Source organism: Chthoniobacter sp. (assembly GCF_040003245.1).
In the GTDB taxonomy this organism is placed as follows: domain Bacteria; phylum Verrucomicrobiota; class Verrucomicrobiia; order Chthoniobacterales; family Chthoniobacteraceae; genus Chthoniobacter.
The window spans coordinates 25,762-37,313 of the sequence record NZ_JBDUCX010000029.1 but is presented as its reverse complement, the minus strand read 5'-3'; the positions used below and the strand labels follow the sequence as shown (position 1 = coordinate 37,313).

The 11,552-nt window shown below is 59.3% G+C and carries 8 protein-coding genes; all 8 read left to right on the top strand.

The genetic code is table 11. The annotated features are described in order from the left end of the window. The first annotated feature begins 28 nt into the window (after positions 1-28). The 8 genes from ABJF10_RS05925 to ABJF10_RS05890 all read left to right on the top strand — a co-directional run bounded on the left by ABJF10_RS05925 (position 29) and on the right by ABJF10_RS05890 (position 11,550). The gene (locus tag ABJF10_RS05925; protein ID WP_348543607.1) at positions 29-850 is read left to right on the top strand and encodes a slipin family protein; all 822 of its coding nucleotides are present in this window, start codon (positions 29-31) and stop codon (positions 848-850) included. 13 nt (positions 851-863) lie between these two features. Continuing rightward, positions 864-1,346: an RpiB/LacA/LacB family sugar-phosphate isomerase gene (locus ABJF10_RS05920; protein ID WP_348543606.1), complete on the top strand. Its 483-nt coding sequence runs from the start codon at positions 864-866 to the stop codon at positions 1,344-1,346. 24 nt (positions 1,347-1,370) lie between these two features. After that, positions 1,371-1,745: an STAS/SEC14 domain-containing protein gene (locus ABJF10_RS05915; RefSeq protein WP_348543605.1), complete on the top strand. Its 375-nt coding sequence runs from the start codon at positions 1,371-1,373 to the stop codon at positions 1,743-1,745. Positions 1,746-1,816: 71 nt separating this feature from the next. Then, complete coding sequence (glgP, locus tag ABJF10_RS05910; protein ID WP_348543604.1) at positions 1,817-4,363, top strand: alpha-glucan family phosphorylase; 2,547 nt, start codon at positions 1,817-1,819, stop codon at positions 4,361-4,363. 24 nt (positions 4,364-4,387) lie between these two features. Then, positions 4,388-5,593 carry an acetate/propionate family kinase gene (locus ABJF10_RS05905; protein WP_348543603.1) on the top strand — a complete coding sequence of 402 codons (1,206 nt, stop codon included), beginning with the start codon at positions 4,388-4,390 and terminating at the stop codon, positions 5,591-5,593. Positions 5,594-5,626: 33 nt separating this feature from the next. After that, positions 5,627-7,933 (top strand): copper-translocating P-type ATPase, encoded by a 2,307-nt coding sequence (locus ABJF10_RS05900; protein WP_348543602.1) that lies wholly within the window; start codon positions 5,627-5,629, stop codon positions 7,931-7,933. Further along, the gene (locus ABJF10_RS05895; RefSeq protein WP_348543601.1) at positions 7,930-10,320 is read left to right on the top strand and encodes a phosphoketolase family protein; all 2,391 of its coding nucleotides are present in this window, start codon (positions 7,930-7,932) and stop codon (positions 10,318-10,320) included. The genes ABJF10_RS05900 and ABJF10_RS05895 overlap by 4 nt, the downstream gene beginning before the upstream one ends. Positions 10,321-10,527: 207 nt before the next feature. Then, positions 10,528-11,550: a class I fructose-bisphosphate aldolase gene (locus tag ABJF10_RS05890; protein ID WP_348543600.1), complete on the top strand. Its 1,023-nt coding sequence runs from the start codon at positions 10,528-10,530 to the stop codon at positions 11,548-11,550. The last annotated feature ends 2 nt before the right edge of the window (positions 11,551-11,552 follow it).

The following is an 11,552-nucleotide window of genomic DNA, read 5'->3' as shown; positions in this document are numbered from 1 at the left end:
GGAAGTCGGCCTGATTGGAGCCCCGGTCTTGCTGGTTGCCATTGTTGTCTCATCGGCAATTCAGGTTGCCGATCAATGGGACAGGGTGGTGATCTTGCGCCTCGGCGTCTTCCATTCGCTTAAGGGTCCGGGACTATTCTTCCTCATTCCGGTCATCGACACGATTCCCTACTGGATCGATACCCGCGTCATTACCACGGGATTCAAGGCAGAAAAGACTCTGACCAAAGATACGGTGCCGGTGGATGTGGATGCCGTGCTCTTTTGGAAAGTGGTGGATCCCAAACAGGCGGCGCTGGCCGTGTCAGACTACCAAAGCGCCATCAGTTGGGCGTCGCAAACTGCGCTACGCGATGTGATCGGTAAGACCATGCTATCGGACATGCTGGAAGGCAGGGACAAGATCAGCAACCTGTTGCAAACAATCATCGATCAGCGCACCGAACCATGGGGCATCAAAGTCATCTCGGTCGAGGTGAAGGACGTGTTGATCCCCTCAGGGCTGGAAAATGCGATGTCCATGCAGGCGCAGGCCGAACGGGAGCGCCAGGCGAGAGTGATCCTAGGTGATGCCGAGCGACAGATCGCGGAAAAGTTTGCCGAAGCCGGTAAGAGCTATGAGGGGAATCCGATCGCCTTTCATTTACGGGCGATGAACATGCTCTATGAGGGTCTGAAAGAGAACTCCACGATCGTCATCGTTCCCAGCACCGCCGTCGAATCCATGCAACTCGGCGGACTGGCCGGAATGACGGCATTGACCATGGGACTAGGCAAGGATGGTGCGAACGGTCACCTGGACGGAGATGGCAAGACGCCAGCAATCGCCGGAACCACGGGAGGCCGCTGATACCTCGATGACCATGCCTCCGCAAATTGGCATCGCCGCGGACCATGGCGGCTTTGACTTGAAGCAGTATCTGCTTGGGATGCTACGAGCGGCCGGTCATAGCGTCCTGGAGTTTGGAGACACCAGACTGGATCCAGATGATGACTATCCGGATTTTGTGGTTCCACTGGCACGCGCGGTCGCCAGCGGAGACGTGATCCGTGGGGTGGCCATCTGTGGCAGTGGTGTCGGCGCGTCGATCGCCGCGAACAAGGTGGCGGGAGTGCGAGCCTGCCTGATCCACGACACTTTCTCGGCACACCAAGGCGTCGAGGATGACGATCTAAATCTACTCTGCCTTGGGGGTCTCGTCGTCGGGCACGCCTTAGCCTGGGAATACGTCCGCACTTTCCTCGCAGCAAGATTCACTGGCGCCGAGCGGCATCGCCGCCGTCTAGCCAAGGTAGCAAACCTGGAAGCAGTCCAAAGAGGAAATGCGGAACACGCCGGAATCTAAAACAACAACGAAAAAAGAACCATTATGGCAATCAAACTGAAAGAAAACGATGGCGGAAAAGTGTTGGAAATCCAGGTGAGCGGGAAGCTCGCACACGAGGATTACCTCCATTTCGTGCCCAAATTCGAACAACTGATCAAAGAACACGGCAAACTTCGTGTGTTCTTTGACATGACGGATTTTCACGGCTGGGAAGTCGGCGCGCTGTGGGACGACATCAAGCTGGACATAAAGCACTTCTCCGACATTGAGCGGCTTGCGATGATCGGGGATAAGGCATGGGAGAAGCAGATGAGTTTGTTCTGCCGTCCATTTACGACTGCGCAGATTCGCTATTTCGACAACGCCGAGGCCGCCGAGGCATGGGCGTGGCTCGAAGGCGACCTCGTCAGCAAGTAAGCGCAGCGAGGTAAAGTGACCCGGCCAAGGAACGCGATGCTCCGAATAAAACCCGATCTCGAGATGAGACAATGAGCGATCAAATATCTACAAACCGCACGCCGTACAATCTTTTGTCCACGGACATCGAAGGAGTCGATTCCCTGGCGGAGCTTGCGTTGGATCTCCACTGGTCCTGGAACCACGCCACTGACGAAATATGGCGCACGCTTGATCCGACACTGTGGGAGTTCACGCAGAATCCTTGGGTCGTGTTGCAGACCGTCTCGCGGGATCGGCTCGAAAGCAGCTTTTCTGATCCTGCGTTTTGTAAAGAGGTTGAGGATATGCTACAGGCCAAGCGTGAGGAGGCGGATAAGCCGGCTTGGTTTCAGCAACGGCATCCGCGGGCTTCGCTGAGATGCGTCGCATATTTCAGCATGGAATTCATGTTGAGCGAAGCCCTTCCGATCTATTCGGGTGGCCTGGGCAACGTAGCCGGAGATCAACTGAAAGCCGCCAGCGATCTCGGCGTGCCCGTGGTCGGCGTGGGTTTGCTCTACCAGCAAGGATATTTTCGCCAAGTCATTGACCAAGACGGAGCGCAACAAGCGCTCTACCCATACAACGATCCCGGGCAGTTGCCCATCACTCCGTTGCGATACCCAGACGGGGAATGGTTGCGGCTGGAAATTGCCTTACCTGGCTACACGGTCTGGTTGCGCGCCTGGCAGGTCCAGGTCGGCAGGGTGAAGCTCTACCTGCTCGACAGCAATGACGCGGCGAACTTTCCCGCTCATCGGGGGATCACCAGCGAGTTGTATGGTGGCGGACCTGAGCTGCGTCTCCAGCAGGAACTGTTACTTGGGATCGGCGGCTGGCGGCTGTTGGCCGCGCTTGGGATTCAGCCGGATGTTTGTCACTTGAACGAAGGCCATGCGGCTTTTGCTGTGCTGGAGCGAGCCCGCAGCTTCATGCGGGAGACCGGCCAGCCTTTCGAGGTTGCGCTTGCCGTGACCAGAGCCGGGAACCTCTTCACTACCCACACCGCCGTGGCCGCCGGCTTTGACCGTTTCGCTCCGGCGCTCATCGAGCAATACCTCGCTCGGTATGCGGAGGACGACCTCGGCATCGCCCGGAACGATTTACTAGCCTTGGGCCGCCTGAATCCGAACGACCAATCAGAGGCCTTTAATATGGCATATCTGGCTATCCGCGGCTGCGGGGCGGTGAATGGCGTGAGTCGCCTGCACGGTCAGGTCAGCCGGCAACTCTTCGAGCCGCTCTTTCCACGCTGGCCCGGGGATGAAGTGCCGATAGGTCACGTAACCAACGGAGTTCATATGCCGACCTGGGATTCGGCGGCTGCTGACGATCTTTGGACAAAGGCGTGTGGCAAAGACCGTTGGAGGGGAATATCGGAATCCTTGGAAGAGGGCATTCGCCGAGTCTCCGACACCGACCTTTGGCAATTTCGAATCGCCGCCAGGAAGTCCCTGATTGCATTCGCCCGCGAGCGCGTCTCCCGGCAACTCGCCGCCTCTGGCGCTTCACTCGAGGCGGTGGACGGGGCGAAATGTCTCTTCGATCCTGCTGTATTGACCTTGGGCTTTGCGCGGCGCTTTGCGACGTACAAGAGACCCAATCTATTACTGCATGACCCGGAGCGACTGCTGCGCCTCCTCACCAATACCCGACGACCGGTCCAACTCATCCTTGCTGGCAAGGCCCACCCGGCAGATCAAGGAGGGCAAGCCCTGATTCAGGAATGGACGCGGTTCATACGGTGCCCCGAGGTCCGCCCTCATGTCATCTTCCTCAGTGACTACGACATGCATTTGACCGAGCATCTCGTGGAAGGTGTCGATGTCTGGATCAACACACCAAGGCGGCCCTGGGAGGCATGTGGCACAAGCGGCATGAAGGTGCTGGTCAACGGTGGTATCAATCTCTCGGAATTGGACGGCTGGTGGGCCGAGGCGTACGCCCCTGAGGTGGGGTGGGCGCTCGGCGACGGCCAGGAACACGGCTTTGACCCAGACCGGGACAGCGCCGAGGCCGAGAGGCTCTACGACTTACTCGAACGCGAGGTAATCCCTGAATTCCATGCACGTAGCGACGAGGGTATTCCGACGGCGTGGGTGGCGCGGATGCGGGAGAGCATGGCGCGGTTGACCCCTCGTTTCTCCGCCGATCGCACGGTGCGCGAATACACCGAACAGCACTATCTATCCGCCGCGACAAACTATCGCCAGCGCGCAGCCGACAAGGGTGCGGCGGGCCGGAAGATCATCGAGTGGCAGCATGTGCTGGATGAGAAATGGGCGGCGCTGCGGTTCGGGGAAATGAATATCGAGACTAACGGCGACGAACATCGATTTGAAGTTCAGGTCCATCTCGACGGCCTCGACCCTCATGAAGTGCGGGTGGAGTTATTTGCCAATAGTCTCGTGAATAGAGCTTCTGAGCGGCGGGAAATGCAGCTCTTTCGCCAAATGGACGGCGCGGCTGGCGGTTACGTTTACCGCGCGTCGGCTCCGACAACTCGCCCATCAGCGGATTATACCGCGCGCGTGATACCGCGCTTTAAAGGTATGGCAACACCACTGGAAGACGCCCGCGTGCTTTGGCAGCGATGATACGAGACACGAACTGAATCGTCCATGAAACAAGCCAACCTTCGCATTCTGACCATCAACGGCGGCTCATCGAGCATCAAGTTCGCACTCTTCGAGATTGGTGCATCGCTGCAACGCGTGCTGGAGGGTGGGGTCGTGCGGATCGGTCAGCCGGACGCCAGCTTGCAGGTGAAAGGACTACACGCAGCGGACATCTTTTCCCGACCGGTGGATGCGCCCGATCACACAGCGGCAGTGGACGCTTTGATGGACGGCATCGAGGAGCGCAGCGGTCGTGATGCCATGGCAGCCGTGGGGCACCGAGTGGTGCATGGCGGACCAAAGTACAGCGAGCCGCAGCTCATCACCGCGGAAATGGTGCAAGCGCTGCGCGGCCTGAGCCTATTCGATCCGGAGCATCTGCCAGAGGAGATTCTGCTGACGGAGGCATTTCATCACCGCTTTCCCGACCTGCCCCAAGTGGCGTGTTTCGACACCGCTTTTCACCACAACCTTCCCCGGGTCGCGCGGATGTTGCCGATCCCGCGGCGATACGAGGAGCAGGGCGTGCGGCGGTATGGTTTTCACGGATTGTCCTATACATTTCTCATGGGGGAACTGGAGCGCCTGGCCGGCCCGGAAGCGGCGGAAGGCCGGGTCATTCTCGCGCATCTAGGCAATGGCGCGAGCCTCGCAGCGGTGCATCACGGAAAGTCCGTGGACACGAGCATGAGTTTCACCCCGACCGCCGGCGTGCCGATGAGCACACGCTCCGGTGATCTCGATCCCGGACTGCATTGGTATCTGGCGCGCACCCAGGGCCTCGATGCAAAGGGCTTCAGTAAGATGGTTAATTTCGAGTCCGGGCTGCTCGGTGTTTCTGAAACCAGCTCCGACATGCGCGACTTGCTCGCCCATGAAACGGAGGACGTACGGGCGGCGGAGGCGGTCGCGATGTTTTGCTATCAGGTCAAGAAATGGATCGGCAGCTTCGCGGCGGCTTTGGGCGGACTGGATACGCTCATCTTCGCCGGCGGGATCGGCGAGAATGCGCCACTCGTCCGTGCGCGTATCTGCGACGGGCTCGGCTTCCTCGGGATCGAACTAGAGGAGTCGCGCAATGCCGAGACCGCGGCAGTGATTTCGTCGAGCGCCAGCCGTGCCACGGTTCGCGTCATTCGGACGGATGAGGAACTGGTGATCGCGCGCGCGGCGTGCAGCACACTCGGGATCGGCCACTATGCGCTTTGATCGAACCACATCGCCCAAAGCGCTGCGCCCAATATGAGCAACAGCAACCACGATCACGCGCACGGCGAGGAACATCCGGCAGCCGCTGTCCAATCGGAGGCATCGGCTACCAGGAAATACACCTGCCCGATGCATCCTGAAGTCGTGTCCGACAAGCCCGGCGATTGTCCCAAATGCGGCATGGCTTTGGAACGGATGAGCCCAGTCACAAAGAAGCCCAAGACCATCTACACCTGCCCGATGCACCCCGAGGTGCAGCAGGATCACCCCGGCAATTGCCCCAAGTGCGGTATGGCGCTCGAGCCGAAGACGGTGAGCGCGGGCCCGGATGACGGCGAGAGCGCCGAGTTGCGCGATATGACGAGGCGCTTCTGGGTCGCTGCGGCGCTGACATTGCCGGTATTTTTCCTCACGATGTCGCACCTAATTCCGGCGCTAGGGCGACAGCCCTGGGTGACTAGCGGTGCCTCACGCTGGCTGCAGTTTGCACTCACCACGCCCGTGGTCTGGTGGGCGGGCTGGCCGTTCTTCCAGCGCGGCTGGCGGTCGATCGTAACGCGTCACTTGAACATGTTCACGCTGATCGCCATCGGCGTGGGCGCTGCCTTTGTTTTCAGCGCCGTCGCGATGCTCATGCCCGGTCTCTTTCCGCCCACGATGCTGCACATGGGCAAGCTCGCCATCTATTTTGAGGCCGCCGGGATGGTCACGGCGCTGGTTCTCCTCGGCCAAGTGCTCGAACTCCGCGCCCGCAGCCGCACCGGCAGCGCCATCAAAGCATTGCTCAACCTCGCCCCGCCCACCGCGCGGCGGATCTCCGCGGCGGGAGACGAAGAAGTTTCTCTCGATGAGGTTAAGGTCGGTGACCGCTTGCGGGTGGTCCCCGGCGACAAGGTGCCCGTTGATGGCTCGGTAGTCGAAGGCCACTCCAGCGTGGAAGAATCCATGATTACCGGCGAACCGCTCCCGGTGGAAAAGACTGTCGGTGACAAGGTGACCGGCGGCACAGTCAACGGCTCGGGAAGTTTTGTCATGAATGCCGAGCGGATCGGGAGCGACACGTTACTCGGGCAGATCGTGAACATGGTGGCCGAAGCGCAGCGCAGCCGCGCGCCCATTCAAGGTCTCGCCGACAAGGTCGCGGGCATCTTCGTACCAGTGGTGCTCGCGGTTTCGGTGATCACCTTCGCGGTCTGGGTGTGGCTCGGGCCGGAGCCAAGGCTCGCGCATGCCATCGTCAACGCCGTCGCGGTGCTCATCATCGCATGCCCGTGCGCCCTCGGCCTGGCCACGCCCATGTCCATCATGGTCGGCGTCGGCCGTGGCGCGCAGGTAGGAGTGCTCGTGAAAAACGCCGAGGCGCTCGAACGGTTGGAGAAGGTGGACACTCTCGTCGTGGATAAGACCGGCACGCTCACTGAGGGCAAGCCCAAGCTGATGGATGTCCTGCCCATCGATGGTTTCGACGCTAAGGATTTCCTGCGACTAGCCGCCTCGCTGGAACAGAGCAGCGAACACCCACTCGCTTCTGCTATTGTCCGCGGCGCAAAGGAGCAGAGCCTCGCTCTCGACGAGGTGAAGGACTTCCGATCGGTGACTGCCGGCGGTGTTGCCGGCACCGTCGCGGGCCGTATCGTGATGGTCGGCAAACCCGACTTCCTGCGGAACGAAAAGGTCAACGGCCTGAAGCCGCTCGAAACCTTAGCGGCGAAACTCCAAGAAGGTGGCAAGACTGCGATGTTTGTCGCCATCGATGGAAAGCCGGCTGGAATCCTCGCCGTCGCCGACCCGATCAAGGTGACCACCGCTGAAGCAATCAAGGATCTTCACGCACTTGGCTTAAAGCTCGTGATGCTCACCGGCGACAACCGCCACACCGCCGCGGCCGTGGCCAAGCAACTCGGCCTCGATGCGGTCGAGGCAGAGATCGAACCCGCCGGGAAAGTGGCCCACGTCAAGAAGCTGCGCACGGAAGGCAAGCACGTGGCGATGGCCGGCGACGGCATCAATGACGCGCCTGCCCTCAGCGAAGCGGAAGTCGGAATCGCCATGGGCACGGGGACCGACGTGGCCATGCAGAGCGCGGGCATCACGCTCGTCAAAGGAGACCTTCGTGGCATTGCCCAAGCCATACGACTCAGTCGCGCCACGATGTGGAATATCCGCGAGAACTTGTTCTTCGCGTTCGCCTACAACTCGGTGGGCATTCCCGTGGCGGCCGGCGTGCTCTACCCGTTCTTCGGCTGGCTGCTCAGCCCGATCATCGCCGGTGCCGCGATGAGCCTGAGTTCCGTCTCGGTCATCGGCAATGCCCTACGCTTGCGGACAACAAAACTATGAATACAACCACACTCACGCCCGAACTGCTCCACAGGATGGACGCTTACTGGCGGGCTGCAAACTATCTGTCGGTCGGTCAGATTTACCTTTACGACAACCCGTTACTCAAGGAGCCGTTGAAGCTTTCTCACGTGAAGCCATTGGTAGTCGGGCATTGGGGCACCACGCCGGGTCAGAACTTCATCTACGTGCATTTGAACCGGGCCATCAAAAAATATGACCTGAACATGTTCTACGTCGCGGGTCCCGGTCACGGTGGCCCGGCGCTGGTGGGGAATGTTTACCTCGAAGGCACGTGGAGCGAGATCTATCCAAACGTCACGCAGGATGAAGGCGGGTTGAAAACACTGTTCACGCAGTTCTCGTGGCCTGGTGGGATTTCCAGCCATGTGGCGCCGACGACGCCAGGTTCAATTCACGAAGGCGGCGAGTTGGGCTATTCGCTCAGCCACGCGTTTGGCGCGGCGTTTGACAATCCCGATCTGATCGTCGCCTGCGTCGTCGGCGACGGTGAAGCGGAAACGGGACCGCTCGCAACGGCGTGGCAGTCCAATAAGTTTCTCGACCCCATTACCGATGGAGCCGTCCTGCCGATCCTGCACTTGAATGGCTACAAGATTAACAATCCGACCATCCTCGCCCGCATCGAGCCTGAGGAGTTGGAGCAATTCTTCCGTGGTTGCGGTTGGACGCCCTATTTTGTGGAAGGTGACGACCCGGACAAGATGCATGAACTCATGGCCACGACGCTGGACAAAGCAATTGAGGACATCCGGCAGATTCAGGAGAATGCGCGAACCAGAAACGACACCACACGAGCGCGCTGGCCGATGATCGTCCTCAAATCTCCGAAAGGCTGGACGGGGCCGAAGGTCGTCGACAGTCTTCAGATCGAAGGCACCTCTCGGTCGCACCAGGTGCCAATCCTGGTCGATGCCGCGCATCCCGATCATGTCCAGTTGCTGGAAAATTGGATGAAAAGTTACAAAGCTGAAGAGTTATTTGACGAGAGTGGCCGACTCCTGCCGACGTTGGCGGAACTGGCACCAAAAGGAGACCGGCGAATGGGTGCCAATCCTCACGCCAACGGCGGACTGTTGCTCCGCGATCTGCGCATGCCCGACTTTCATGATCACGCAGTGCAGGTGCCTTCACCCGGCAGTGTTGAGGGCCAGGATACGATGGTGCTCGGTAAGTTCCTGCGCGATGTGTCCAGACTGAATCAAGACCGGCGCAACTTCCGAGTCTTCGGTCCCGATGAGACGCTCTCCAATCTGCTTGGTGCGGTGTTTGAAGTCACGAACCGACAGTGGGATGCACGGGTAGAGAAAGTGGACGATTTTCTCGCGCCGGCTGGCCAAGTGCTGGACTCGATGCTGAGCGAGCATCAGTGCGAGGGTTGGCTCGAAGGTTATCTCCTGACCGGAAGGCATGGGCTGTTCAACAGCTATGAGGCGTTCATTCGCATCGTGGACTCGATGTTCAGCCAGCACGCCAAGTGGTTGAAGGTCACATTGGAACTCCCGTGGCGCCGGAAGATTGCATCGCTAAATTATCTCCTCGCCTCCCATGTCTGGCAGCAGGATCACAACGGCTTTACGCACCAGGATCCGGGCTTTCTCGACCATGTGATCAACAAGAAGGCCGACATCGTCCGGGTCTATTTGCCGCCGGACGCCAATTGTCTGCTGTCAGTCTTTGATCACTGCCTCCGCAGTCGGCATTACGTTAACGTGGTGGTGGCCGGAAAACATGCCCTTCCACAATGGCTGACCATGGACGCCGCAGTGCTTCATTGCACGGAGGGTATCGGCATCTGGCAATGGGCCAGCAATGACCAAGGCTCCGAACCGGATGTCGTCATGGCCTGTTGTGGAGACACGCCCACGCTGGAGATTCTGGCGGCCGTTTCCATCCTGCGCGAACATCTGCCCGAACTGAAAATCCGGGTGGTTAACGTCGTCGATCTGATGAGGCTGCAATCCGAAAGCGAACATCCGCACGGATTGAGCGACAGGGACTACGATGCGCTCTTCACCCATGACAAGCATATCATCTTCGGATTCCATGGGTATCCGTGGTTGGTCCATCGGCTGACTTACCGCCGGACGAACCGGAATCTACACGTCCGAGGCTACAAAGAAGAGGGTACAATCACGACAGCTTTTGACATCCGAGTGCAGAACGACCTGGACCGCTTTCACCTGGTTCAAGACGTGGTGGATCGTCTGCCACACTTGGGCTCCAGAGGTGATTACCTGAAGCAGATGGTCAAAGATAAGCTGATCGAGCACGAACATTACATCGAGAAGCACGGACAGGATATGCCGGAGATATGCAACTGGAAGTGGGTGGTGCCGGACGGAAAGCAGGCCCCGAATGAGTAGCCACCATCACCACCAGCAGCACGCAACGAATGGCGGTGGAGCGCATCCCGACCACGTTCCTTATTGGAAGCGCGCCCATACGGATTGGCGCTTTTGGTTCGGCGTGATGCTGATGTTCGCAGCGATGATCATTTATGTGATGAGCTTCGATCTTGCACTACGGCCTCGACGGCAACTCACGCAGCCAATCTCAGGCGCCACCGGACGATGAACACGCAACAACTCATCGACACCGCGAAAGAGCTTGTCGCCGGGGATAAAGGTCTGCTGGCGATGGATGAGAGCAATCCGACCTGCAACAAACGATTTGCCAAGCTAGGAATTCCGCAAACCGAGGAGACTCGGCGCGCCTACCGGGAATTGATCGTAACCACGCCCGGACTCGCTGAGTCCATCAGTGGCGCGATTCTTTACGACGAGACGATCCGCCAGAAGAAAAGAGACGGCACGCCGTTTGCCAAAGCTCTCATTGAGGCGTCAATCATCCCGGGCATCAAAGTAGACACCGGGGCGAAGCAAATGGCCGGACATCCTGGAGAAAAAATAACGGAAGGGCTGGACGGTCTGCGCGACCGATTGAAGGAATACTCACTAATGGGCGCGCGGTTTGCCAAGTGGCGCGCGGTCATTGCCGTGGGAGATGGCCTTCCCAGCCGGAGCGCTCTAGAGGCCAACGCGCACGCTCTGGCGCGCTATGCTGCGTTGTGCCAGGAAGCTGGACTCGTCCCGGTCGTCGAACCGGAAGTACTGATGGCCGGTGAACATTCTTTGGAGCGGAGTGTCAAGGTCACGGGGGAAGCCCTGCGCAACGTCTTCATCCAGTTGAATTGTCAGCGCGTGTTGCTCGAAGGGATGATTCTCAAACCAAACATGGCGCTTCCAGGGCTGACCTGCCCTGCGCAGGAGACCGTGAACGATGCAGCCGACGCCACGGTGAAGTGTCTTTTGCGAACGGTTCCCGCTGCGGTTCCTGGTGTTGCCTTCCTCTCGGGCGGCCAGTCTGCGGAGCTGGCCTCGGCCCGTTTGAATGCCATGAATATCCGATTTAAGTCGCACCTTCCTTGGGCGCTGGCGTTCTCGTTTGCCCGCGCCATTCAGCAACCGGCTTTGGAGCTTTGGAAGGGCGAAGAGGCCAACGTGTCGGCGGCACAGCAATCCCTGGTTCATCGAGCCCGGTGCAATCTTGCGGCGCGCCGCGGCGAATATACTGACGCGATGGAAAGGAATTAGCC

Bases quoted from the DNA above. Each gene is read 5' to 3' on its own strand.
- ABJF10_RS05920 (WP_348543606.1), top strand. From the start codon at position 864: ATGCCTCCGCAAATTGGCATCGCCGCGGACCATGGCGGCTTTGACTTG.
- ABJF10_RS05915 (WP_348543605.1), top strand. From the start codon at position 1,371: ATGGCAATCAAACTGAAAGAAAACGATGGCGGAAAAGTGTTGGAAATC.
- glgP (WP_348543604.1), top strand. From the start codon at position 1,817: ATGAGCGATCAAATATCTACAAACCGCACGCCGTACAATCTTTTGTCC.
- ABJF10_RS05905 (WP_348543603.1), top strand. From the start codon at position 4,388: ATGAAACAAGCCAACCTTCGCATTCTGACCATCAACGGCGGCTCATCG.
- ABJF10_RS05900 (WP_348543602.1), top strand. From the start codon at position 5,627: ATGAGCAACAGCAACCACGATCACGCGCACGGCGAGGAACATCCGGCA.
- ABJF10_RS05895 (WP_348543601.1), top strand. From the start codon at position 7,930: ATGAATACAACCACACTCACGCCCGAACTGCTCCACAGGATGGACGCT.
- ABJF10_RS05890 (WP_348543600.1), top strand. From the start codon at position 10,528: ATGAACACGCAACAACTCATCGACACCGCGAAAGAGCTTGTCGCCGGG.